At 67.5% G+C, this 24820-nt stretch carries 21 protein-coding genes and 2 riboswitches; of the genes, 4 read left to right on the forward strand and 17 right to left on the reverse strand.

Annotated elements, in window-relative coordinates; translation table 11 throughout:
- Positions 1–34 precede the first annotated feature (34 nt).
- Complete coding sequence (locus tag O6Y00_RS11840) at positions 35–2158, reverse strand: M3 family metallopeptidase (RefSeq protein ID WP_353442819.1); 2124 nt, start codon at positions 2156–2158, stop codon at positions 35–37.
- Between the two features lie 228 nt (positions 2159–2386).
- Here O6Y00_RS11840 and O6Y00_RS11845 point away from each other — a divergent pair, with 228 nt between their 5' ends.
- Both O6Y00_RS11845 and O6Y00_RS11850 read left to right on the forward strand, forming a co-directional pair.
- The gene (locus O6Y00_RS11845; RefSeq protein WP_353443028.1) at positions 2387–2776 is read left to right on the forward strand and encodes a MerC domain-containing protein; all 390 of its coding nucleotides are present in this window, start codon (positions 2387–2389) and stop codon (positions 2774–2776) included.
- Positions 2777–2845: 69 nt separating this feature from the next.
- A complete protein-coding gene (locus O6Y00_RS11850; RefSeq protein ID WP_353442820.1) occupies positions 2846–3115 on the forward strand; it encodes a DUF1488 family protein in 270 nt (89 codons plus the stop codon).
- Positions 3116–3201: 86 nt separating this feature from the next.
- On the opposite strand, the gene O6Y00_RS11855 is transcribed toward O6Y00_RS11850, so the two are convergent.
- The 6 genes from O6Y00_RS11855 to cbiE form a co-directional block, all read right to left on the reverse strand.
- Positions 3202–3324: a hypothetical protein gene (locus tag O6Y00_RS11855; RefSeq protein ID WP_353442821.1), complete on the reverse strand. Its 123-nt coding sequence runs from the start codon at positions 3322–3324 to the stop codon at positions 3202–3204.
- Positions 3325–3433: 109 nt separating this feature from the next.
- Positions 3434–4195 (reverse strand): precorrin-6A synthase (deacetylating), encoded by a 762-nt coding sequence (cobF, locus tag O6Y00_RS11860; protein ID WP_353442822.1) that lies wholly within the window; start codon positions 4193–4195, stop codon positions 3434–3436.
- A complete protein-coding gene (locus O6Y00_RS11865) occupies positions 4192–5535 on the reverse strand; it encodes a cobyrinate a,c-diamide synthase (protein WP_353442823.1) in 1344 nt (447 codons plus the stop codon). The genes cobF and O6Y00_RS11865 overlap by 4 nt, the downstream gene beginning before the upstream one ends.
- The gene (cobM, locus tag O6Y00_RS11870) at positions 5532–6317 is read right to left on the reverse strand and encodes a precorrin-4 C(11)-methyltransferase (protein WP_353442824.1); all 786 of its coding nucleotides are present in this window, start codon (positions 6315–6317) and stop codon (positions 5532–5534) included. Before cobM ends, O6Y00_RS11865 begins: the two co-directional genes overlap by 4 nt.
- Entirely contained in the window at positions 6314–6706 is a 393-nt protein-coding gene (locus O6Y00_RS11875) for a cobalamin biosynthesis protein (RefSeq protein ID WP_353442825.1), read from the reverse strand. Before O6Y00_RS11875 ends, cobM begins: the two co-directional genes overlap by 4 nt.
- Positions 6688–7896 (reverse strand): precorrin-6y C5,15-methyltransferase (decarboxylating) subunit CbiE, encoded by a 1209-nt coding sequence (gene cbiE, locus O6Y00_RS11880; RefSeq protein WP_353442826.1) that lies wholly within the window; start codon positions 7894–7896, stop codon positions 6688–6690. Before cbiE ends, O6Y00_RS11875 begins: the two co-directional genes overlap by 19 nt.
- Between cbiE and O6Y00_RS11885 the strand changes: the two genes are divergently transcribed.
- Positions 7886–8635 (forward strand): cobalt-precorrin-6A reductase, encoded by a 750-nt coding sequence (locus O6Y00_RS11885; RefSeq protein ID WP_353442827.1) that lies wholly within the window; start codon positions 7886–7888, stop codon positions 8633–8635. The two genes, cbiE and O6Y00_RS11885, sit on opposite strands and share 11 nt — an antisense overlap.
- Here the strand turns inward: O6Y00_RS11885 and cobJ are convergent.
- The 10 genes from cobJ to O6Y00_RS11935 form a co-directional block, all read right to left on the reverse strand.
- Positions 8611–9360 carry a precorrin-3B C(17)-methyltransferase gene (gene cobJ / locus O6Y00_RS11890; protein ID WP_353442828.1) on the reverse strand — a complete coding sequence of 250 codons (750 nt, stop codon included), beginning with the start codon at positions 9358–9360 and terminating at the stop codon, positions 8611–8613. The genes O6Y00_RS11885 and cobJ overlap by 25 nt on opposite strands.
- Complete coding sequence (cobI, locus tag O6Y00_RS11895; protein WP_353442829.1) at positions 9357–10082, reverse strand: precorrin-2 C(20)-methyltransferase; 726 nt, start codon at positions 10080–10082, stop codon at positions 9357–9359. The genes cobJ and cobI overlap by 4 nt, the downstream gene beginning before the upstream one ends.
- The gene (locus O6Y00_RS11900; RefSeq protein WP_353442830.1) at positions 10079–10708 is read right to left on the reverse strand and encodes a precorrin-8X methylmutase; all 630 of its coding nucleotides are present in this window, start codon (positions 10706–10708) and stop codon (positions 10079–10081) included. Before O6Y00_RS11900 ends, cobI begins: the two co-directional genes overlap by 4 nt.
- Entirely contained in the window at positions 10709–11803 is a 1095-nt protein-coding gene (locus tag O6Y00_RS11905) for a cobalamin biosynthesis protein CobG (RefSeq protein WP_353442831.1), read from the reverse strand.
- A 47-nt stretch (positions 11804–11850) separates the two neighbouring features.
- Positions 11851–15096 carry a cobaltochelatase subunit CobN gene (gene cobN / locus O6Y00_RS11910; protein ID WP_353442832.1) on the reverse strand — a complete coding sequence of 1082 codons (3246 nt, stop codon included), beginning with the start codon at positions 15094–15096 and terminating at the stop codon, positions 11851–11853.
- Between the two features lie 8 nt (positions 15097–15104).
- Positions 15105–16142 (reverse strand): cobalamin biosynthesis protein CobW, encoded by a 1038-nt coding sequence (gene cobW / locus O6Y00_RS11915; RefSeq protein ID WP_353442833.1) that lies wholly within the window; start codon positions 16140–16142, stop codon positions 15105–15107.
- A gap of 100 nt (positions 16143–16242) precedes the next feature.
- Positions 16243–16455, reverse strand: a riboswitch (cobalamin riboswitch).
- A gap of 228 nt (positions 16456–16683) precedes the next feature.
- A complete protein-coding gene (locus O6Y00_RS11920) occupies positions 16684–17733 on the reverse strand; it encodes a HoxN/HupN/NixA family nickel/cobalt transporter (RefSeq protein WP_435368618.1) in 1050 nt (349 codons plus the stop codon).
- Between the two features lie 181 nt (positions 17734–17914).
- A riboswitch (cobalamin riboswitch) is annotated at positions 17915–18131 on the reverse strand.
- 61 nt (positions 18132–18192) lie between these two features.
- The gene (locus O6Y00_RS11925) at positions 18193–20301 is read right to left on the reverse strand and encodes a S9 family peptidase (protein WP_353442834.1); all 2109 of its coding nucleotides are present in this window, start codon (positions 20299–20301) and stop codon (positions 18193–18195) included.
- The gene (locus O6Y00_RS11930) at positions 20298–22373 is read right to left on the reverse strand and encodes a prolyl oligopeptidase family serine peptidase (RefSeq protein WP_435368619.1); all 2076 of its coding nucleotides are present in this window, start codon (positions 22371–22373) and stop codon (positions 20298–20300) included. The genes O6Y00_RS11925 and O6Y00_RS11930 overlap by 4 nt, the downstream gene beginning before the upstream one ends.
- Before the next feature lie 42 nt (positions 22374–22415).
- Entirely contained in the window at positions 22416–23786 is a 1371-nt protein-coding gene (locus O6Y00_RS11935; protein ID WP_353442835.1) for a cytochrome P450, read from the reverse strand.
- Positions 23787–23890: 104 nt separating this feature from the next.
- On the opposite strand from O6Y00_RS11935, the gene O6Y00_RS11940 reads away from it, so the two are divergent.
- Entirely contained in the window at positions 23891–24670 is a 780-nt protein-coding gene (locus tag O6Y00_RS11940; RefSeq protein ID WP_353442836.1) for an SDR family NAD(P)-dependent oxidoreductase, read from the forward strand.
- Positions 24671–24820 lie beyond the last annotated feature (150 nt).

Here is a 24820-nt window from a genome sequence, read left to right on the forward strand (position 1 = left end):
ACGACACCGGAGCGTCGCGACCAGCCCGGTTCGGTTACTTCGCTCCCGCCGTCAGGCCGCGATCCTCGAGCATCGGGCCGATGTCGGGATCCTTGCCGTAGAACGCCTTGAACATCGGACCGTAATCCTCGGTATGACCCTTCGAAAGGATCATGTCGCGGAAGCGCTGACCATTTGCGCGGGTCAGGCCGCCGTGCGCCATGAACCACGCATAGGCATCGTTATCGAGCATCTGCGTCCACAGATACGCATAGTAGCCCGCCGCATAACCGCCCGCCCAGATGTGCGCGAAATAGCTGGTGCGATAGCGCGGCGGCACGTCCTTCGTGTCGAGCCCCATCGAGTTCAGCGCCTTGGTCTCGAACGCGTCGACATCCTGCGGCCCGGCCGACGCCGGGAGCGAATGCCAGTCCTGATCGAGCGTCGCCGCCGCGACCAGCTCGCCCAGTTCATATCCCTGGTTGAACTTCGCCGCGTTCTTGATCTTCGTGACGAGCGCCTGCGGCATCACCGCACCGGTGCGATAATCCTTGGCATAGTTCGCGAACACCTTGGGATCGAGCGCCCAATGCTCGTTAAACTGCGACGGAAACTCGACCCAGTCGCGCGCGGTGTTGGTACCCGAGACCAAAGGATAGGTCTGGTTCGCGAACAGGCCGTGCAGCGCATGGCCGAATTCGTGGAACATCGTCGTCACGTCGTCGAACGTGATCAGCGCAGGCTGGCCCGGCGCGGGCTTGGTGAAGTTGCCGACGTTGTAGACGACGGGCTTGGTTTTCAGCAGCTTCGACTGGCCGACGAAGTTCGACATCCACGCGCCGCCCGATTTGTTATCGCGCTTCCAGTAATCGAAATACATCAGGCCCAGTTCGGAGCCGTCCTTGTCGTAGACGGTGAACACGCGGATGTCCGGCTGGTAGGTCGGGATGTCGCGGCGTTCCTTGAAGGTGACGCCGTAGAGCTGGTTCGCGGCGAAGAACACGCCGTCGGTGAGCACGCGGCTGATCTCGAAATACGGCTTCAGCTCGTTCTGGTCGAGGTCGTACTTCGCCTTGCGCACCTTGTCCGAATAGAAATCCCAGTCGGACGGCGCGAGCGGGAACGAGGCGCCGGTCGCGTTTATGGTCTTCTGCAATTCGGCCGCCTCGCGGCGCTGCTCCGCGGCGGTCGCGGGGACGAGCTGCGTCATGAAGCCCTTCGCCGCCGCCGGGGTCTTCGCCATCTGGTCGTACAGCGAATAGGCGGCGTAGTTCGGATAGCCGAGCAGTTGCGCCTTCTGCGCGCGCAACTGCGCGATCTTCTGGATCAGTGCGCGCGTATCGTTCGCGTCGCCGCGCTGCGACCGGTTCCAGCTCTTCTCGAACAGCGCCGCGCGGGTTGCGCGATCGGAGAGCGAGGCGAGCGCGGGCTGCTGCGTCGTGTTCTGGAGCGACAGCACGTATTTGCCGGGCATCCCCCGCTCCTTCGCGCCCTCGGCAGCGGCGGCGATCTCGGCATCGCTGAGCCCAGCGAGCTTGGTCTTGTCGTCGACCACCAGCGCGCCAGCCTTGGTGCCGGCGAGCAGCTTCTGCTGGAAGTCGGTCGTCGCGGTCGAGATCTGCGTATTGAGCAACCGCAGCTTGGCCTTGTCGGCATCGTTCAACTGCGCGCCGGCATGCAGGAAATCGCTGTGGTAGATCTCCAGCACCTGCTTCTGCTCGGCATCGAGACCGAGCGAGTCCTTTTTCGCATAAAGCGCTTGGACGCGCGCGAAGAGCTTTGGGTCGAGGTAGATCGCGTCGCTGTGCTGCGCGAGCTTGGGCGCCTCGGCGGACCGCACCGCGTCGAGCGCATCGTTGGTGTTCGCCTGCGACACGCCGAAGAACGCCTGGCTCGCGCGGTCGAGCGTGCGGCCCGAGCGCTCCATCGCCTCGATCGTGTTGGCAAACGTCGGTGCCGCGGGGTTGTTCGCGATCGCCTTCATCTCGGCGATCTGTTCGGCCATGCCCTGCTCGAGTGCGGGCTGGTAATCGGTGTCCTTGATCTGATCGAAGCGCGGCGCCTGGAACGGCAGCGTGCTGGGAACGGTCAGCGGGTTGACGCGACCGCCTTGCGCCTGGACGGCGGCGCTGGCGAAGCAGCAGAGGATAGCAGCGGAACGGAGCAGGCGTGAACGCATCTGAGACTCACAATGGCAGGAGTGATGCCGTGCTTTTGCACGGTCGCACAGGGCGTTACAATGTCCTGTGGCGAACAATCGCAGGCGGCGACCATCACCCCTTGCGCTGAGTGATACAATGTATCATCTGTCGGGCACATGCAAGGGATCTTGATCATAGCACGCTATCCACGCCAATTTTCGTCCGGCCCGCTGTCGTCCGGCCCGCTGTCGTCCAGACGAGGATCCATCGGCGACAGGCTCGACGGTTTCGCGGTCGGCGCCTCGGCGGTATGCATGGCGCATTGCCTTCTGCTCCCGCTCCTGCTGGCTGCATTGCCGACACTGGCGGCCTGGATCGATCCCGGCGAAACCTTCCACCGCGTCGTTCTGGCGATCGCGGTGCCGACCAGTACGCTCGCCCTGACCGGCGGCTGGCGTGCGCATCGCAGTCTCGTGCCGGTAGTGATGGGCATGGCCGGGCTGACGCTGATGACGCTCGGCATCGTGCTTGCCGCACGGAGCTCGACCGAGACGATCCTGACGGTCGCGGGTAGCGTGCTGCTCGCGGTCGGGCATCTGGTCAACTGGCGTGGTCGCTTCGGTGGCAAAGCGGGGAAAGGTGACGCAGTGAAATGAGCGGCAGCGAGTTGCTTGCGCTGTTGCCCGAGGGCGGGCAGTAGGCCCGCAAACCTCAGGAGCTCAGACATGGCAACCCTTCTTGAAATCGACGAATCCAGCATCGTCGACAACGACGTCCAGAAGCAGATCGAATTCCTCGGCGAGTTCGACGGCGACGAGTATGATTTCGCGGTCAAGTACGCGGTGCTCAAGGAACTGAGCGGCGACGAGCCCGAGGACGACGCGATCGAGCTGTTCAACCGCTTCAACGACGATATCGTCGACGCGTGCCTCGCGGCGATCGAACGCAAGCCGAACGCGACGACGATCGTGGTCGACGAGAACGACCTCGAATAGCACGCCGCGGTTCGTTGCGATTATCGCCGGCGGACAACCTCCGCCGGTGGGCACAGGTCACCCGCCGGTCATGAACCGGTGCATGACTATTCTCCCGTGACGAACCGCCGGACACGCGCGGAATAGCGGCTGCCGACGAGCAGGCTGACGCCGAACAGCATGGACGCACCCCATATCGCCGCGACGACGACGATGACGATCTTCAACATGGTCCGACTCCGTCTTTCTCTCGGTCGGCCGGCGCTTACGATCTCTACGCCGCATCCTGGCTGAACGGCCCGGCCATCTGCCGTTCAGATTAAACGCCGTTCAGATTACTCAAAGCCTGCCTCGGCTGCGACGCAGGACGTAGATGTCCATGATCCAGCCGTGCCGATCGCGGAGCGCCGCGCGGGTGCGGACGATGTCGTCAGCCACCAGCGCCAGCGGCCCCGCGATCAGCGCTTGATGCGGCATGCCAAGATAGGCGCCCCACCAGATCACGAGGTCGTCCGGCGCCAGCGTCTCGAACGCGCACCCGCCGTCGAGCATCACCGCGATCGTGTCGATCGCCGGTGGCCATCCTTCCGCGCGCAGTCGTCGCCCGGTCGTGATCAGGACCGGGGCGGCGAGCGTGTTCAGCGGTATCGCATGCGCCGCGGTCAGCGCCTGGAGGCTGGTGATGCCGGGCTCGACATGGACGCGGATTGCCATCCCGCGCGCACGCAGCCGGTCGGCGATCCGCAACGTGCTGTCGTAGAGCGACGGATCGCCCCAAACGAGTAGCCCGAGCCGGCCGCCCCCAGGCAGATGCGCGGCGATCTGGGCGGCCCAGACCTCGGCGATCGCATCGTGCCAGCGATCGACCGCGTCGCGGTACGCCGCCACCGGATCGCGCACGGGCAGGTCGAACTCTACGATCCGGGTGGCGCCCGTCAGCACCTGCGCACAGATTTCCCGGCGCAGATCGATCAGGTCGGACTTCGCCCTGCCCTTGCGTGGCAGCAGGATCAGGTCGGCCGCGTTCATCGCCGCGATCGCCGCGCGGGTGAGATGGTCAGGATTGCCCGTGCCGATGCCGATAAGGTGCAGGTCGATCAATGGCCTGCCACCGGCGTGCGTGCGACGAACTCTCCTTCGCCGGCAGCGATCAGGTGGAAGAAGCTCCCGGTGACGTGGCCGCGGTACGAGCCGGTTTCGGCGACCCCGTTGCCCTCCGCATCGGCGACGTGCGCGAGGGGCGCGTCGGGCTGCTCGACGATCGTCGAGTAGTGGAATTCATGGCCGGTAAGCGCGGCGCCTGCGGCAAAGCCGCCCATCGACGCGCGCAAGGTCGCGCGGCGATAGCCGAGGTGCATCTTCCGTTGCGCATAGCTGGTGACGAGGCCCAGCAGGCCGGCCATCCGGTGGTGCGTGCCGTCGGCGTCGATCAACCCTTCGCCGAGCGCCATGTAGCCGCCGCACTCGCCGTGGACCGGGCGCGTCGCGGCATGCTCTGCGAGTGCTGTCTGGAACTTGTGCGCAGCGGCCAGTTTGCCGGCGTGAAGCTCGGGATAGCCGCCCGGCAACCAGACCAGGTCGGCGTCCGCGGCGGGCGCTTGGTCGGCGAGCGGCGAGAACGGGATCACCTCGGCGCCCGCCCGTCGCCAGCCCTCCAGGACGTGCGCGTAGGTGAACGAGAACGCAGCGTCCTGGGCCAGCGCGATGCGTTGCGCGGGCGGGTGAATCCAGGTCGCCGGGCTTGCCGATCGGACGCCGGCAGTTGCAGCATCACGCAGCGCGGGAATGTCGACATGAGCGCGCAGGAACGCTGCGTATTCGTCGATCCGCCCATCGAGGTCCGGATGCTCCGCCGCCTGCACCAGCCCGAGATGCCGTTCGGGCAGCTTGAGGTCACCGCGCCTCGGCAACGCGCCGAATACGCGGAGACCGACGGCGTCCATCCCTGCGCGTGCGAGGCGTTCGTGGCGCGGACTGGCGACGCGGTTGAGGATCACGCCGGCGATCGTCACGGTCGGATCGTAGCGGCTGAAGCCGAGCGCGGTAGCCGCGGCGGACTGCGCCTGGCCCGAGACGTCGATCACCAGCACGACCGGCCATCCCATCCGCCGCGCGATGTCCGCACTGGCGCCGTTGCCGCTAGCGCCGGGTGTCGCGACGCCGTCGAACAGCCCCATCGAACCCTCGGCCAGCGCAAATTCGGCCTCATCCGCCTTTGCAGCCAGCGTCTCGAGCATCGCGGAAGGCATCGACCAGCTATCGAGATTGAACGACGCGCGACCGCTGGCGGCACGGTGGAAGGCAGGGTCGATATAGTCGGGACCACTCTTGAACGGCTGCACCGCGAGGCCATCGTCGCGCAACGCACGGAGCAGGCCGAGCATGACCGTGGTCTTGCCAGTGCCGGACGCGGGCGCGGCGATCATCAGGCCGCGGGTCATTCGCCTACTCCGGCAAATCGCGAGTCCGCGGATTGCGGGCGAAAGCGGCGGTCATAGCCTTGGGCGTACAGGCTGCTTTCGGCGAAATCCTCCGCGGCAAGCGCCTGGCCGACGAGGATCAGCGCGGTGCGGTCGGGTTTGCCCGCCAACAGATCCGCGATCGTCGCGAGCGTGGCGCGAACGATCTGCTGATCCGGCCAACTCGCGCGCCAGACGATCGCGACCGGGCACTCGGCACCATAGGCCGGCGTCACGTCCGCGATTACCTGCGCGAGATTGTGGACGGAGAGATGGATCGCGAGGGTCGCACCCGTCGCCGCGAACGCGGTCAGCGTCTCGGCCGGCGGCATCGTGCTGGCGCGACCTGGCGTCCGGGTCAGCACCACTGACTGCGCGAGTTCCGGCAGCGTCAGCTCGACCTCCAGCGCGGCGGCGGCGGCGGCGAAGGCGGGCACGCCCGGCGTGATCGTGAACGGGATGTCGAGCGCGCGCAGCCGCCGGAGCTGCTCGCCCATCGCCGACCAGATCGACAGGTCGCCCGAATGGAGCCGCGCGACATCCTGCCCAGCATCGTGTGCGGTCCGGATCTCGGCGATGATCTCGTCGAGCGATAGCGGCGCGGTGTTGATGATCCGCGCGCCGGGCGAACAGTGATCGAGCATCGCCGCCGGGATCAGCGATCCGGCGTAGAGGCACACCGGCGATTCCGCGATCCGGTCGCGGCCCCTGAGCGTCAGCAGGTCCGGCGCGCCGGGGCCGGCACCGATGAAATGGACGGTCATGCGTGAAATCCTTCAGCACCCGATCTAGCGATGGCGCAGGTCGCCATATGGTCAGGCGAGATGTGGCGGGTCGTCAGGAGGCGCGCGCCGGGGCCGGCTCCAGCGAGCGCGGACGCTTCGGCAACGCTGCCGGTGCCGCGCGCGTCGAGGCTGGCTAGCGAACTGGTGTGCGTTACCGCCGCCTGCAACTGTGCGGGTGAGACCGCGACGATCGGCAACATCATCGCTTCGGCAAGGTCCGTGAGCAGGTTCAGCTTGTCATGTGGGGTGGCGAGTGCGGTAACGAGCGGCAAGCCCTGCTGCGCGCTGGCGAGCGCCGCCTTGAGCGCCGAGAGATCGGCCGTCGCGCGAAACCCGAAACCGGCGACGATCACAGCGTCACGCTCCATTGCACGACGGGAAACCGCGCGTCCCAGCCGCGGCGCGTACCGAGCGGAACGGCGTCGGCGAGTTCGATCCGCAGCAGCGAGCCCCCTTTCAGGCCGTGCCATCGCGCAAGCAAAGCTTCGGACTCCAGGGTGACCGCGTTGGCGACCAGCCGCGTGCCGGTCCGCAGCGTTTTCCAAAGGTGCTCGAGCAACGCCTCGGACAGACCGCCGCCGATAAGGACGACATCCGGTCGTAAATGACCTTCGAGCACGTCCGGTGCGCGACCTTCGAACACGCGCAGTCGGTCGACCCCGAGCGCGGCGGCGTTGCTCCGGGCACGGTCCGCCCGGCTCGGGTCCGCCTCGAACGCGGTGGCCTGCGTCGACGGATGCGAGAGCAACCATTCGATACCGATCGAGCCTGACCCCGCACCGATATCCCAGAGCGTTTCGCCGGGCCGGGGCGCGAGTGCGGACAGCGTCAGCGCGCGGATCGGGTGCTTGGTGATCTGGCCGTCATGCTCGAACCACGCGTCCGACAGTCCGGAAGTCTGCGAAAGGACCGCACCGTCGCCTGCGAAGGCGATACCGACCGCGACCGGGTGGGCGATGTCGTCGAACGCCAGCGTCGCCGCAGTCGTTTGACGAACCCGTTCGCGCGGACCGCCGAGCGCTTCGAGGATGTGCAAATGCGAGCCGCCAAAGCCCAGCGCCTTGAGGTAACCGGCGAGGTCTGCGACCGCCGCACCGTCGCGAACCAGGACGATTGCGCGGCGGTTCGGCGCGATGTGCGGGCGAAGACGCGTGAAGGGCGCCGCGTGGAGACCCAGACAGACCGTGTCTTCGAGCGGCCAGCCGAGACGCGCTGCGGCAAGGCTGAAGGTCGAGGGCGTCGGGTGCGCAACCCACTCGTCGGGATCGAGGTGGCGGGTCACCGTGCTACCACCGCCGAACCAGAACGGATCGCCCGAGACGAGCATCACGACCTTGCGGCCACTATGCGCAAGCAGATCCGTCAGGCCGTCCTCGAACGGGACTGGCCATGGCGCGACCGCGCTCTTAAGATCGGGGAGCAGCGCGAGGTGACGCGTTGCGCCCGTCACGAGAGCGGCTTCGGCGAGCGCGGATCGCGCGGCGTCCGACAGCCCCGCCGCGCCGTCTTCGCCGATCCCGACGATCGTCAGCCAGGGAGGGTCAGTCATGTCGAACATCCTGATGCTGGGCGGCACGACCGAGGCTAGCGCGCTGGCGATGCTGCTGGCTGCACGGGGCTGTGCCGCGGTGCTCAGCTATGCGGGGCGCGTTGCCAGCCCCAAGGCGCAGCCGATCCCGGTGCGGGTCGGTGGCTTCGGGGGTATCGATGGGCTGGTCGACTATCTCCGCGATCATGGCGTGACGCACCTGGTCGACGCGACGCACCCGTTCGCGGCGCGGATGAGCGCGAATGCGGTCGCCGCTGCGGCGCGTGCCGGGGTCGCTCACATCGCGCTGACGCGACCCGCCTGGGTGCCAGTGGTCGGTGACCGATGGACCCGCGTGGCCGATATCGACGGTGCGGTCACGGCGCTGGCCGGCCCCGCGCGACGCGTCATGCTCGCGCTCGGGCGGATGCATGTCAACGCCTTCGCGGTCCAGCCGCAGCACGACTATCTGCTGCGGTTCGTCGACCGGCCCGATCGAGAGCCAGCCCCGCCCCGCCATCATCTGGTGGTCGATCGCGGACCGTTCGATGTCACGGGCGACCGGCAATTGCTGGAGGCCCATGCGATCGACGTCGTGGTGTGCAAGAATGCCGGCGGCACCGGCGCTTCCGCCAAGCTCGATGCGGCGCGTGCGCTCGGGCTGCCGGTGATCATGATCGATCGGCCGGTCATGCCTTCCCGGCTGGAGGTGCATGCCGCAGAAGACGTGCTGCGCTGGATCGATCATGGGGCCGACCTTGGCGTGTAGAGGATCGGGCCGGCGGGGCGCTCGATAATCCGCGTCAGGCTCGAACCGACGATGATCATCGTCCGCATGTCCGCCATTTCCGCGCGGGCATTGGTGAGCGCGACGATGCCGAGGGTCTCCTCCGGCGTCGAGACGGCGCGGGCGAACAACACGGGGCGGTCGTCGCGGCAGGTTTCGCGCAGGAGGTCGAAGATGCGGGCCAGCGCATCGGCGCGTGCCTTCGAACGCGGGTTGTAGAACGCGATGGCGAAGTCGGCTTCGGCCGCGAGGCGCACGCGACGTTCGATCAGGCTCCAGGGTTTCAGATTGTCGGACAGGTTGATTGCGCAGAAATCATGCCCGAGCGGGGCGCCGGCGCGTGCACTAGCGGCAAGCATCGCGGTGATGCCGGGCAGGACGCGGATGTCGAGATCGAGCCACTCGGACGGTCCGGCCTCGAGCGCCTCGAACACCGCCGCCGCCATCGCGAACACGCCCGGATCGCCCGACGATACGATCGCGACGCGCCTTCCTTGTGCGGCGAGCTGGAGCGCATGCGCGGCGCGGTCGAGTTCGACGCGATTGTCGCTCGGGTGGAGCGTAAGGCCCTGGCGGGGCGCGACGCGGGCGACGTACGGGATGTAGCCGATCACGTCGGTCGCGTCGGCGAGCGCGGCGGTGACTTCCGGGGTCACGAGGGTCGGGTCGCCGGGCCCGAGGCCCGCGATCGCCAGCCAGCCCGTCATGGCCGTCGCCCCTGGCCATGGATCAGCAGGATCGAAAAATAGGGCGTGACAGCCGCGGCGTCGCACAGCCGTGTGACGCGCTGGTCTGCCATTGCCGCGTGTTCGACCAGCCAGGCCGAGCCCTCGCGCCCGGCGGCGGAGACTGCGCGGCGGAGCTTGTCGAGGTGGCGACCGATCTTCATCACCACAAGCGCGTCGGTGTCGCGGATCCGGCGGACGAGGTCGTCTTCGGGGAGCGTGCCCATCAGCACGGTGAGGACGTCGTCGCCCCAGGTGATGGGCGCGCCGCTCGCGGTCCAGGCGCCCGACATGCCGGTAATGCCGGGCACGACCTGCACCGGCGCGATTGCCTGGAGCCGGGTGTAGAGGTGCATGAACGAACCGTAGAAGAACGGGTCGCCTTCGCAGAGCACGACGACGTCTCCGCCGGCGCGGACAAGCGTGGCGAGATGAGCGATGCAGCCGGTGTAGAAGGCCGCGAGGCAATCATTGTAGCGGGGATCCGAAACCGGAATTTCGGTCGTCACCGGGTATTCCATCGGGAACTCGATCACGTCGTCGCGGAGCATGCCGTCGACTATTTTCCGCGCATGACCGGCACGACCAGCCTTGCGGAAATAGGCGATATGGCGCGCACCGCGGACGAGGCGGTCGGTGCGGACGCTCATAAGGTCCTGCGCGCCGGGGCCGAGGCCGACGCCGTATACCGTACCGATTGTCATTCGGTGCCGCTCGCGAGCGCGTTGATGGCGGCAACCGTAATCGCGCTGCCACCCATGCGGCCCTCCACGACGACGCAGGGGACCGGCTGGTCGGTCCAGAGCGCGGCCTTCGACTCGACCGCGCCGACGAAACCCACCGGGCAACCGACGATCGCCGCCGGTCGCGGGCAATCGGGGTCTTCGAGCATGTTGAGCAGGTGGAACAATGCGGTCGGTGCGTTGCCGATCGCGACGACGGCACCGGCGAGATGAGGGCGCCACAACTCCAGTGCGGCTGCCGACCGCGTGTTCGCCATAGTGCGCGCGAGGTCTGGCGTCCGGGAATCCTGGAGCGTGCAGACGATGCGGTTGTCTGCCGGCAGTCTTGCCCGCGTGATGCCCTCCGTGACCATGCGCGCGTCGCAGAGGATCGGTGCACCAGCCTGCAGCGCGCGGCGGGCATCGACCGCGAAGGTGGGGCTGAAGCGGATGTGGCGGGCCAGCCCGACTACGCCGGCGGCATGAATCATACGGACCGCAACGGGCTCTTCCTCGGCTGAAAAGTGCGCAAGATCGGCTTCGGCGCGGATCATCGCGAAGGACTGGCGGTAGATCGCCGCGCCGTCGGTTTCATAGGCGTACGGCATTCAGGCGGCTCCGAACTGGGCAAGGATCTGCGCGGCGTCGAGCCCGGTCCGGGCGGATGGCGCACCGGCGCGCGCGTCGAAGGCGAGGTCGTAGCGGCCGTCGCGGCCGGTCAGCACGACATCGGCGGTCGCGGCGCGCGCGCACCCCTTCGCGCATCCCGAGACATGGAGGCGTCCGGTCACGTGCGGAGCGAGCCGGCGGGCGAGATCACGCGTTTCGACGGTCGCCTGCGGACAGGCGGGCGCGCCGACGCACGCGTCTGCTCGCAGCGTCGGTGAGGACGGGTCGGTGATGAAGTCGGCACTGTCGAGTTGCGTGGCGAGCTGCGGGTCGGTTTCGCATACCACGATATGCCAAGGCGTTGTCCGGATCGCCCGGATCGTCGGTTCGGCGGCGAGCAGATCGGTCATTGCGATCGCGGTCAGGCGACCGAACCTCAGCCCGAGCGCGATCCCCAGCGGATTTGGACCGGGGCTTATCGGTGCCGCGACGGCAGCGGGGGGTGTCGTTCCGCGAGCCCACTCGGGAAGTGGCGCATGATGTCGCGCGACGCGCTTGCTCGCAAGGCCGCCGGTATCGACGAACCAGTGGGCAAGCGCGATGAGGCTTTCCGGCTCACCGCCGAGCGTCAGCGGCGCGCCGAGGGCGCGGCCTTCCGCGCGCAGGATCAGCGTGCCGGATGCGGCGCGCTCGATGCGGAAATCGGCGGGCGCTTCACGCAGCACCGGTCTGGCGCCGGCATCGATGGCGAAGCCGATCTTGCCGGGGAGGTCGGGCAGGTCGGACAGGCGGCGGCGCAAGTCTTCGGCGATCCGGTGGGTGTCGTCGCCCGTCCGCCAGTCAGGGGCAACGAGGATGTTCGCGCGGGCTTCGCGGACCGGATCGAGATCGATCAGGCCGAGGTCGATCAACGCCTCGACCAGCGAGCGCCAGCCATCCTCGCGGACGCCGCGGATCTGGAGATTGGCGCGGGTGGTGAGATCAATCTGTCCGTTGCCGTGCTCGGTTGCGGCCACGCAGAGCCCGAGCGCCTGCGCGCGGGTCAGGCGGCCGAGTGGCGGGCGAACGCGGACGAGCAGGCCATCGCCGGCCATCATCGGGCGCCAGGCATGTGGGCACCATCCCCTGACGACGGGCTCGCTCACGAGGGCAGGTTCAACTGCGCTCGGATCGAGTTGCGGCGGGTCGGCCAGAGGTCGGCTGCGTAGAGCGCGGCAAAACGCGCCTGCATCGCCGCAAGCGCGCCGGGGTTCGCCTCGGCCAGGAACGCGTGGACGTCGCCGCGGCCGAGTGTGGCGTCGTAGTAGAGATCGATCAGTTCGGGCCGGACTGCACCCGCGAGATGTGCGAACGCGCCGAGGTGATCGAGCGTCGCGGCGATCTCCGCGGCGCCGCGAACGCGGTGGCGCATCATCCCGTCGATCCAGCCCGGATGCGCAGCGCGGGCGTGGACGACGCGGGCGATTTCCTCCCGCAACGGCCGGGCGATTGCGCGCGACGGGTCTCTCGCATCCAGGTGGTAGAGCGCAGCGGTGCCGCCTGCGACGGACTGCGCGGCGGCGAACCCGGCTTCGTGCGCCGCATAGTCGGCAGCGAGAAGCAGGTCCGTCTCGGGGAGGTCCTGGATGTGGACGAACGCGTCTGCGGCGGCGACGCGATCGCGGATGCCGGTCGGATCGAACTGGTCGGTGCCCCCCTCCCCGCTGCCATCGAGCGCGTGGCTGGAGGCAGCGAGCCAGGCCTTCCCCGCAGTCAGGCGGGCTTCGGGCGTGTAGGTTTCGGCGGCGTCGCCCATGCTCAGGCCGTAGCGGCCGGGTTCGGGGCCGTAGACGCGCGGGGTCGAGACATGGCCGACGAACGGGTTCCAGTCCGCCGGTTCGTCGCGTGCTGCGAGCGCACGGACGGTCTGGCCGAACATCGTGCAGAGCGTCGGAAAGGCGTCGCGGAACAGGCCGGATACACGCAGGGTGACGTCGATGCGGGGACGATCGAAGTTGGCGAGCGGGAGGATCTCGATGCCGGTCACGCGGTCGGACTGCACGTCCCACACCGGTTCCGCGCCAAGCAGATAGAGCGCCATCGCGAACTCTTCGCCGGCCGTGCGCATCGTGGCGGAGGCCCATAGGTCGACGACGAGGTTGCGCGGGTAGTCGCCGTGATCCTGCAGGTGACGGCGGACGAGTTCGTCGGCGAGCTTCACGCCTTGGGTATGGGCGGCGCGCGACGGGACTGCGCGGGGATCGGTTGTATAGAGGTTGCGGCCGGTCGGGAGGACGTCGGCGCGACCTCGCCACGGCGAGCCGGAGGGGCCGGACGCGACGCGTTTGCCTTGGAGGGCCGACAGGAGACCGGCGCGTTCGGCTGCGCCGTGTTCGCCGCGGCCGTAGATGTGGAGACCGTCACCGTACTGGCTTTCCTTCACGTCGCAGACGAAGGTGTCGATGCGGGTGATCGCGTCGGCTTGGGACTGCGCGTCGTCGAGGCCCAGCGTCGCGGCGAGGCCGGTGGCGGTGGCTTCGTCGCGGATGTCGCGTTGCAGGCGGTCGCGGCGGGCGGGATCGAGGCCGTCGGCGTTGGAGAATTCGTCGAGCAGCGCTTCGAGGCGACCGAGACCGGCGCCGGTGCGCGTGCGTTCGAGCGGTGGCGGAACATGGCCGAGCGTGACCGCACCGATGCGGCGTTTGGCTTGGGCCGCTTCGCCGGGGTCGTTGACGATGAACGGGTAGATAACGGGCATCGCGCCGGTCAGCGCCTCGGGCCAGCAGGCGTCGGACAGCGCGACCGACTTGCCGGGGAGCCATTCGAGCGTGCCGTGCGCGCCGACATGGACCAGCGCATCGGTGCCTCGCGCGTGAAGCCAGAGGTAGAAGGCGACATAGGCGTGGCAGGGGCAGCGGGAGAGGTCGTGATACTCGTCCGCGCGTTGCTCGGATCGGCCGCGTTCGGGTTGTAGCGCGACGAGCGCGCCGCCTTGGTCGATCGCGGTGAACGTGAAGTCTTCCGTTGGGTCGCCCCAGCTTTCTTGAAGGTCTCTTTGCAGGGTTTCGGGGAGGTGCGCGAGGGCTTTGCGACACTCGGCGAGCGGCCAGTGGATGCGGGAGGTCGCGAGATCAGTTGAGTCGGGGGTGATCGCGTAGCCCGCGTCCGTGAGGTCGGCGAGGATCGCTTGTGTGGAGGCTAGCGCGTCGAGACCGACGGCGTGCGCCATCTGGTACGCCTTGCCGGGGTAGGTCGAGAGGACGATCGCGAGGCGGTGGTCGGCGACGGGTTTGCTGGCGAGGTTCGTCCAGGCTTCTATGCGCGCGGCGATGGCGGCGATCCGCGCGGGGTCGGCGCAGTGTTCGCGGCGGGTGTATTCCAGGTCGCCATCTCGGGCGGCGGCTTCCTTGAAGCTGGCGACGCCGGCGAAGAGGCGGCCGTCCACTTCGGGGAGGACGACGTGCATCGCAAGATCCGCGGGTGACAGGCCTCGGGTCGCGCCGATCCAAGCCGCGCGGTCGGAGGTGGCGAGTGCGATCTGGAATACTGGGACGTTCGCGCCGTCGAGAGGCGTGGTTTCGGTGGCGCCGCGTGCGGAAAAGGCGGTGGCGTTGACGATCGCGGCGGGCCTCAACGCTTCGACCCAGCGTTTCATCCAGCCGGCTGCGTCGGGCGCTTTCAGCGAGGGCGCGAAGAGGCCGATGACGTCGAAGCCTCGCGCGGTCAGCTCGGCGTGGAGCGCTTCGATCGGGTCGAGGTCCGCGGCGGTCAGGTACGAGCGGTAGAAGACGATCAGGATGCGGGGGCGTGTCGCGTTCAGAGCGAACGCGGCTGGGCAGGTCACGCCGTCATGTGGCTGCCAGCCGCCGACGTCGGCGATCGCGCGGACGCCGGTAACGGGGCCGGCGTAGATGCCGGCCGCGAGCGCGAACTGGGCCAGTGCCGCTTGCGCCGCGACGGCGCCGCCGGTGTCGCAGAGATGGGCCAGGCGGCGTAGCGTCGAGAGCGGGATCGTCGAGGCGGCGTCGAGACGCGTGTCGATGCGACCGTCTGCGGCGAGAACGGCGAGCGCGATGCCCTTTTCTCGCGCGAGATTTTCGACCTGTTGCAGGCCGTAGCTCCAGTAGGAGCGCCCGCCGATCAGCCGGATCAGAATGCCCTTCGCGCCGGCCAGCGTCTGTTCGACATAGGTGTCGACCGAAAGCGGGTGCTGGAGTGCGGTCAGGTTCGCGAGGCGCAGCGAGGGCAATCGGCTTCCAGCGACATCCGCACGTTTCCAGCCCGCGGCGAACGCGCCGAGGTCACCGTCGGAGAACGAGAGGACGACGAGATCCGCGGGGGATTGGGCGAGGTCCTGCGGGACCGCGCTTTCCTCTAGTCCGTGGGTCTCGCGGAAGACGACGTGCATCGTGGGCCTCAGCCGTTCAGCGCGGCCTTGATGCGGGCCTCGTCGATGCGGTCGTGCTCGGCGATGACCACCAGTTGCGTGCGGCGCGGTTCGTCGGCGCGCCACGGGCGGTCGTACTGCGTACGGACGCGCGCGCCGACCGCCTGGACAAGCAGGCGCATCGGCTTGCCGGTGACGGCGGCGTAGCCCTTTACGCGGAGGATGTCGGCGCTCCGGGCGAGCGCTTCGATCTTCGCGGTCAGGTCGGCGGGGTCGGCGATCTCGCCAAGCTCGACGACGACGCTGTCGAAGTCGTCATGCTCGTGATCATCCTCGCCGTCGTGATGCGACGGGCGGCTGGCGATATCGTCCTCGGCCGCGGCGTTGAGGCCGAGAATCACGCCGGGATCTATGATGCCGTCGGTCAGGTCGATCACCGGGAGCGGGCGTGCGGACTCCGCGGCGATCACCGCGCGGGCCTTGGCGACTCCCTCGGGGCCGGCGAGATCGACCTTGGTGAGCAGGACAAGATCGGCGCAGGCAAGCTGATCCTCGAACACTTCCGAGAGCGGCGTCTCGTGATCGACGCTCGGGTCGGCGGCACGCTGGGCGTCGAGCGCGGCCACGTCGGGGGCGAAGCGGCCCGCAGCAACGGCTTCCGCATCGGCGAGCGCGATGACGCCGTCGACGGTGATGCGCGAGCGGATCGCGGGCCAGTCAAACGCCTTCAACAGCGGCTTGGGCAGCGCGAGGCCGGAGGTCTCGATCAGGATGTGATCGGGGCGCGGGTCGAGCGCGAGGAGCGCCTCCACGGTCGGGATGAAATCATCCGCCACCGTGCAGCAGATGCAGCCGTTCGCCAGCTCGATCACGTTCTCCGCCGGGCAATCGGGGATCGCACAGCCCTTGAAAATGTCGCCGTCGATACCGAGCGTGCCGAATTCGTTGACGACGACGGCGAGACGGCGGCCGTTCGCGTTGCGGATCAGGTGGCTGATGAGCGTGGTCTTGCCGGCGCCGAGAAAGCCGGTGACGATGGTGACGGGGACCTTTGAAAGATCGGGCATTGGTATTCTCCTGCGAGCACACGCACGCACGACCATAGGGCCGCACGCGTTCGTCGCTCAGACGGAGTACCGTGCCGCGACCATCCCCTGGATCGTAGCAAGAGCGACCGTTGCGCTGGCAGGTCTCCTGGCTCGCGGGTCGAGGCTCGACGTACGCCTTCCCAGGTTTTCACCCAGTGGCTGCCCTTCTCGTGAAGGGTGTGTGCGTCTCGCTCACCGCTTACAGTTGCAGGGACAGCCGCGGCATTGGGAGGAACTCCCGCACCGCATTCCCATTCAAGCCCCGAAGGGCACCGGCGCGATCTGTGAGGTTCGGTGAAACCGAGCCTCGGGGGTTGGTTAGAGGAATTCCGAGAGCGTGCCAATTCGCATATCGGTAGTTTTCGATCCTCCCCCGCCAGGGGGAGGTGGCTGGCACTTGCCAGACGGAGGGGGAGGACACGGAGCAAACGTGGTCGCCGTCCTCCCCCTCCGTCGCTTCGCGCCAACTCCCCCTGGCGGGGGAGGATCGAGAGCGCGTCCAACTCAGTTATGACGCCAGCTATCCGTGCACGACTTCGATCTCGTCGAAGCGTTTCCAGCGGTAGATCGCGAAGCTCAGCACCCAGCAGAGCACGAACAGGCCGATGATCGCGAAGCCGAGGCCGTTGAAGTTCTCGCCGAGCGCCGTTGCGACGTCCCATATGCCGCCGGTGAAGCCGAGCTTCGATCCGAGCAGCGCCAGCGTTTCGATCCCGCCGATCGCGATCGCGACGATGGCGGAGATCAAGGTGATGGTGATGTTGTAGTAGAGCTTACGGATCGGTTTCACGAATGCCCATTCATAGGCGCCGAGCATGACGACGCCGTCCGCGGTATCGACCAATGCCATGCCGGTCGCGAACAGTACGGGGAGCACGAGGACGACACCGATCGAGAGACCGTCGGCGGCCTGGCTTGCTGAGAGGCCGAGGATCGCGACCTCCGTAGCCGTGTCGAAACCCAGCCCAAACAGGAAGCCGAGCGGCGCCATGTGCCAGCTCCGCGTGACGAGCCGAAACATCGGGCGGAACAGACGTGCAAGCAGGCCGCGGTTGCCGAGGAGGAGGTCGAGGTCCTCCTCGACATAGGTGCCGCCGCCGCGGACGTGGCCGAAGGTGCGCCACACCGAGCGCAGGATGATCAGGTTCATCGCGGCGATCGTGAACAGGAACACGGCGGAGATGACGGTCGCGACCACCCCGCAGACCTGCTTGAATGCCTCGAACTGCGAGAGCGCGTTCGCGGTCAGTGCGATCGCGACGGCGGCGATGAGCACGATCCCCGAATGGCCGATCGCGAACCAGAAGCCGACCGCGATCGGGCGCTGTCCGTCCTGCATCAGCTTGCGCGTCACGTTGTCGATCGCGGCGATGTGGTCGGCGTCGACCGCGTGGCGCAGGCCCAACCCCCAGGCCAGCAAGGCTGTGCCCAGCATCAGCGGTTGCGCGTGGAACAGCGAGAACGCCCAGCACCATGCGGCGATGTTGGCCGCGACCAGGCCTGCGAACATCCAGCCGATGCGCTTTCGGGTCGAAACCCGCGTCGGTCTTTCAAGTGTCAAAGTCGTCATGCACAAACCCCGAGCGTCCGACGAGGACCGGGGCCTGCCGCGAACGGCCGGGTCATGCGACGACCGGACGCCATGAGCGGCCGACGCACGACGCCGATGCGGCCCCCGCCACATGGTCGTCGCTCAGCCAGTGCCACGCAGACGGCGTTCACCGTGCCTCGGCCACCCCCTGGACCGGGACAAGAGCGACCAGACGCCGGCAGGTCTCCTGGCTCGCGGGTCAAAGCTCCTCGCCACGCCTTCCCAGGTCGTCGACCCAGTGGCTGCCCTCGCGAAAAGGGCTCGTGCGTCTCGCTCACCGCTTACAGTTGCAGGGACAGCCGCGGCATGGGACGGCGAATCGTCCGCACCGCATTCCCAATCAAGCCCTTCCGGGCACCGACGCGATCACGGGAAACGGCTGGAAGCCGTGTCCCGCATGATCGGTACCCTGCTTTGGGTCGCGTGCCAACGGTCGCGCTATTTCGCGAGACCGAGCTGTTGCAGCATGAACGCCTGCCACTCGGAATTCTGGCGATAGCGCTCGAACCGCCCGGACTTGCCGCCATGCCCCGCCTCCATGTTGACGCGGAACAGCAGCGGGTTCTTGTCGGTCTTCAGTTCGCGCAGCTTGGCGACCCATTTCGTCGGCTCATAATATTGCACCTGGCTGTCCCACAGCCCGGTGCCGACATACAGCGCTGGATAGGCCTTCGCCTTGACGTTGTCGTACGGCGAGTAGCTCAGCATGTAGTCGTACGATGCCTTCTGCGCGGGGTTGCCCCATTCGTCATACTCGAACGTCGTCAGCGGGATCGACGCGTCGAGCATCGTCGTCACCACGTCGACGAACGGCACCTGCGCGATGATCAGCTTGTAGTCCGCCGGTGCCATGTTCGCGACGCCGCCCATCAGCAGCCCGCCCGCGCTGCCGCCCATCGCCGCGACGCGGTCCTTCGCCGCATATTTCTGCGCGACGAGATGGCGGGTGACGTCGATGAAGTCGGTGAAGCTGTTCTTCTTGTTGAGCAGATGTCCGTCGTCATACCAGCCGCGGCCCATCTCCTGCCCGCCGCGGATATGCGCGATCGCGTAGATCACGCCGCGATCGAGCAGGCCGATGCGACCGGGGTCGACGCCCGGATCGCTTGAGATTCCGTAGCTGCCATAGGCGTATTGGAAGAGCGGCGCGGTGCCGTCTCGCTTCGTGCCCTTGGCGTAGACCAGCGACACCGGCACGCGCGTGCCGTCCCGCGCCGGTGCCCATACTCGCTCCGTGACGTATTTCGCTGGATCGTAGCCCGGCACCGGGGCGACCTTCAGCACGCGGCGCTCGCCGGTTTTCGCGTTGACCTCATACGTGGTGGTAGGCGTGACGAGCGAGCCGTAGGTGTAGCGGACCCAAGGCGTTGCGATTTCCTCGTTGACGTCGAGCGACATGCGATAGGCGGGCTCGTCGGCAGTGACCGCAGTCGACTTGCCGGCGTCGTTCAGCACGCGGATCATCCGGTTGCCGCCCTCGCGCTGGTCGATCGCGACGAAGCCTTCGAACGGCTTGAAGCCTTCGATGAAGACGGTGTCGCTGGCCGGCGTGAGGTCGCGCCATGCCGTCGTTCCCTTGGCCAAGTCGGCATCGGCGACGGTGACGAGCTTGTAGTTCTTTGCAGCCTTGTTGGTGCGGATGATCCAGCGATTGCCGATATGATCCGCGCTATAACGAAACTCGCGCGCCCGCGGTGCGACGATCGTGAAGCTGGTCGGGGCAGCGGCCGGTGCGCAGCGTTGCTCGTCGCTCACCGTGCTGCCGACGCCGATGCAGACGAACTTGTCGTCGGAGGTGCGCGAGACCTCCATCGAATAGGTGTCGTCCTTCTCTTCGTAGAGCAGACGGTCGCTGGCGACCGGCGTGCCGAGGACATGCGCCTTTACGCGGTAGCCGCGCAACGTGACGGGGTCCTTCTCGACGTACAGCAACGTCTTGTTGTCGTCCGCCCAGACGACGTTCGGCTCGATGTTCGACAGCGTGTCGGCGATCGTTGCGCCGGTCGCGAGGTCCTTCACCTTGAGGACATACTGGCGACGGCCGACGGTGTCTTCGGCCCAGGCGACGCGGCGGTTGTCGGGGCTCACTGCCCAGTCGCTCAGCGCGAAGAAGCTGTGGCCCTTCGCCATCGCCGGCTCGTCGAACAGCGTTTCGGCGGGCGCGGTGCGGCTGCCCTTGCGGCGTTCGAGGATCGGGTAATCGGCCCCGGTCTGGAACCGCGAGCCGTAATAATAGCCGTTCTTGGCGTACGGGACCGAGCTGTCGTCCTGCTTGATGTGCGAGACGGTCTCTTCGTAGAGCTTCGCCTGAAGCGGCTTCAGCGAGGATAGTTGCGCATCGGCATAGGCGTTCTCCGCGGCGAGATACGCGAGCATCGCCGGGTTCTTCCGCGTGTCGTCGCGCAGCCAGTAATAATCGTCCTCGCGCGCGCCGTTGGGCGACGTCACCTGGAACGGCTTCTTCGCGACGCGCGGCGGCTGGACCTGAGCGACCGCCGCGGTCGAGACCAGCACCACGCCAGCCAGCATCATGTACCGTGTCGTCATTGTGCTGCTCCCTGCGCCGCTGCCGGCTTCCGGTATCGATCGAACCAGGCGATGATCGCCGACGCCTTCGCCGCGGACTGCGACGGGCGGGCGGCGAGGCCACCGTGGCTCGCGCCCGGCACCTTCACCAGCGCGGTCGGCACGCCGCGGATCTGTAGCGCCGCATAATATTGCTCGGACTCGCTGACCGGCGTTCGGTAATCGTCACCGCCGACCACGACCAGGGTCGGCGTCTTGACGTTGCCGACCAGGCTCAGCGGCGAGCGGTTCCAATAGCTCATCGGATCCTCCCACGGCAGCTTGGTGAACCAGTAGCGCGAGGTGAACAGTGTGGCGTCCATCGTGAGCGCCTCGCTGATCCAATTGATCACCGGCTTCTGCGTCGCCGCGGCCTTGAACCGGTCGGTCTTGCCGACGATCCATGCGGTCAGCAGCCCGCCACCAGAGCCGCCGGTCACGAACAGATTGTCAGGATCGGCGGTCCCGTCCTTGATCGCCGCGTCGACCGAGGCGATCAGGTCGTCGTAATCGGCGGCGGGATAGGTCTTGTCGATCAGGTTGGCGAACTCGGCGCCGTAGGAGGTCGAGCCGCGCGGGTTGGTCCAGAGCACCGCATAGCCGGCCGCGGCGTAGAGCTGCATGTCCGTCGCGAAGCCGGAGCCGTAGGCGGCATTCGGGCCGCCGTGAATCTCGAGGATCAGCGGTACGCGCTGGCCTGCGACACGGCCCGGCGGGGTCGCGAGCCATGCGTCGATCGGGCGACCGTCGGGCGCGGTCACCGTGATCTTGCGGACCTGTGCGAGCGCCTTCGATCCGGTCAGCACTGCGTTGAGCGTCGTCAGGCGGCGCGGCTTCCCGCCCGCCAGCACCCAGACGTCGGCGGGGGCGCTCGCATCGCCACCGGTATAGGCGATAGTCCCGCCCTTCGAGACAGAGAACTCGCCGCCGGTATAGGGCCGGTCGAGCCCGCCGCCCGCGACATTGTCGATCAGCGGCGTGACGCGGCCATCGACTCCGATCCGCGCGACGCGGCGCTGGCCGTGATCGTCGTAGCTCGCGTACAGGCTGCGGCCATCGGCGGACCACACCGCGTCCTCGATCGCGCGGTCGAGCGTGGCGGTCAGCGAGCGCGGCGAGGCGGCATCGCGGTCGCCGACATAGAGCTGCGTGTTCTCGTAGCTGCGGCGCTTGTCGTCGAAGCCGAGCCAAGCGATCTTCGAGCCATCCGGCGAGACGCGTGGCTGCGCGTCGGGGCCATCGCGGGTCGTCAGCGTCCGGATCGTGCCGCTGCTCGTATCGACCGCGATCACGTCGGAATTCATCACCTGGCGGTCGGCGGCGGGCCCACGGATCGCGGCGAAGACGATGCTGCGGCCATCCGGCGTCCACGACAGTGGGCCGCCGTCGTCGAACTTGCCATATGTGAGCTGCCGGGCCGCGCCGCCGTCCGCGCCGACCACGAAGAGGTGGTCGTAGCCCGGCTTCACATAGCCCGGCCCGTCGTTGCGGTAGTTGACCCGGTCGATGATCGTCAGCGGCTCGGCCCATTTCGCGCCCTCGGGCTTGGGCGGCTGCGTGCCGAGCTTGGTCCCCTCGCCCGCTACCGTCGCGATATAGGCGAGCCTGGTCCCGTCCGGCGACCAGGCGAGCGCCTGCGGATCGCGGGGGAAACTCGTCACGCGCGCACTCGTCGAACCGGTTAGCCACCGGACGAATAGCTGCGATCCCTCGCCGTCGCGTGCGGCATAGGCGATCCGCGCACCGTCAGGCGACCAGCGCGGGCTGCTGCCGTCGGTGGCGAACGGCGTCTGGCGACCGCTCGCGACGTCGATCAGCCACAGCGAGGACTTCATCGTGTCGGTCATCACGTCGCCGGTGCGGCGGACATAGACGATCGTCTTGCCGTCCGGGCTGATCTGCGGGTCCGCCGCGATCGTCAGGCCGAACAGGTCGCTGCCGGTGAAGCTGCGCGTCGGGCCATCAGGTACGGGGGCAGGTACCGGTGCGGCCGGTTGTTGCTGGGCAAAGGCCGGCGTCGCCGCGAGCAGGAGGAGGGCAAGGGTCAAGCGCAACGAACGGCTCCTTCGAATGAACCGCGCGAAGATGACACACTATTACGGGGTGGCAAGCGGTACGAACGTCACCGGCAAACCATCCTTAGGCCGCGGGATCGGGAAGACCTGCCACGCATCGCCGCTGCCCGCCGCCGCCTCGATCCGGTAACGCGTGAGCAGATGCGCGATCAGCAGTCGCATCTGCATCGTCGCGAAATGCAGCCCGATGCACATATGCGCGCCGCCGCCGAACGGGACCCAGGCGAACCGGTGGCGCCCCTTCGACGCCTCGGGCGTGAACCGCAGCGGATCGAACCGCTCGGGATCGGGCCAGTATTCGGCCATCCGGTGCGTATAGGTGATCGCCGTCCCGACGCTCGTCCCTGCGGGAATATCATACCCGCCGAAGCTGAAATCCTTGAGCGCGCGGCGTGGGATCGACGGGACGGGCGGCATCATCCGCAGCGATTCCTTGAATGCATATTCGGTAAGGATCAGGCGATCGAGCTGCTCGGTCAGCGGCAGCGTCGTATCCAGCGCGGCGACTTCCTCGCGCAACCGCTCCTGCCACTCGGGGTTGCGCACGAGCAGCATGACGAGACTCGTCGCGGAAGAGGTGATGGTATCGTGCGCGGCCATCATCAGGAAGTTCATGTGGTCGGCGATCGCCAGCGCGGACAGCGGCGCACCGTCGTCATTGGTCGCGCGACAGAATTGCGAAAAGAAATCCTGCCCGTCGCCAGTTCGCCGGGCGGGGATTTCGCGCTCGAAAAAGTTGACCAGATAGGCGCGTGCCTTCACCCCCTTGCGCATCTGCGTGCCCGGCCACGGCTTGCGGATCGGCGAGACGCTCGCCTGGACCTCGTCGACGAACGCCTGATTGATCCGGTCCGCCTCCGTGCCGAGCGGCACGCCCAGGAAACTGGTCGCGGCGAGATCGAGCGTGAGCTTTTTCACCACGTCGTAGAAGCGCAAGGTTTGCCCGGCCCAGCCGCCGATTGCCGCCTCGATCCCGGCATCGAGTTCGGTCGCATAATGCCGCATCGGCTCGGGCTTGAACGCGACCGACAGCGTCTTCCGGTCGGCGCGATGCTTGTCGAAATCCATCAGCATCAGGCCGCGCGGGAACAGCAGGTTGAGCACCGGCCCCCAGCCCTGTTCGGAAGAAAAGATCTTGTCGCGGTCGAACAGCACCAGTTCGTTCGCGTCGGGGCCGAGCAGGTTGACGCCGGTCCCGCCGAGCGCGCGATTGCGATACACCGGGCCGTACCGCGCCGCCATGTTCGCCGAGAATGCGATCGGATCGGCGAGCAACTTGAAGGTGTTGCCGACGAGGGGCAGGCCGTAATTGCCGGGGATATGATCGAGCGCGCCCTTTCGCTGACGCGGGAGCCAGTGCGGGCGGGCGTTCTGCAACATGGCGTGGCTCATCGGCGGATCCTCAGCGACATGCCGGCTTGGCAACGCCAGGATACGGGCATAACTAATGTTCTGCAACCGGGGCGCGGATCCCGGCGCTTTGACAGGAGAGATGCATGGACCTCGCAAACACTGCTGCCGTCGTGACCGGCGGCGCGTCGGGCCTTGGTGCCGCCACGGCGCGCGCGCTGGCCGCCAGGGGGGTGAAGGTGGCGATTTTCGATCTTCAAGCGGACAAAGGTGAAGCGCTCGCGGACGAGATCGGCGGGGTGTTCTGCAAGGTCGATGTCACGTCCGACGACAGCGTCGATGCGGGGTTCGCAGCGGCGCGCGCGGCGCACGGCCAGGAGCGGATCCTGGTCAATTGCGCGGGGACGGGGAACGCGGCGAAGACCGCGGGACGATCGAAGCAGGACGGGTCGATCAAGCATTTCCCGCTTGATGCGTTCGACCGGATCATTCAGATCAACCTCGTCGGCACGTTCCGTTGCCTCGCGAAGTCGGCGGCGGGGATGCTGACGCTGGAACCCGGCGAGGACGGCGAGCGGGGGGCGATCGTCAATACGGCAAGCGCCGCGGCGGAGGACGGCCAGATGGGGCAAGCGGCGTATTCCGCTTCCAAGGCGGGAGTCGTCGGGATGACGCTGCCGATCGCGCGCGACCTAATGAGCGAGGGGATCCGGGTGAACACGATCCTGCCGGGGATCTTCGACACGCCTTTGCTGGCCGCCGCCCCGCAGCAGGTCCGCGATGCGCTGGCGGCGTCAGTGCCGTTTCCGAAAAGGCTGGGGCGACCGGAGGAGTTCGCGGCACTGGCGCTGACGATGATCGAATGCGGGTATTTCAATGGGGAGGACGTGCGGCTTGATGGCGCGATCCGGATGGCGCCGCGGTAAGATCGTCCTCACCGGTCCCACGGAGAAGGCGGCAAGGGGCCAAGTCGTTCCGTCCAGGTGAACGCGACCTGCTAATCCTCCCCCGCCAGGGGGAGGTGGCTGGCGTTTGCCAGACGAGGGGGAGGAAAGCGAAACGCCGGCTCCGTGTCC

The organism is Sphingomonas faeni, assembly GCF_040407565.1.
GTDB classification, from domain to species: Bacteria; Pseudomonadota; Alphaproteobacteria; order Sphingomonadales; family Sphingomonadaceae; genus Sphingomonas; species Sphingomonas faeni_F.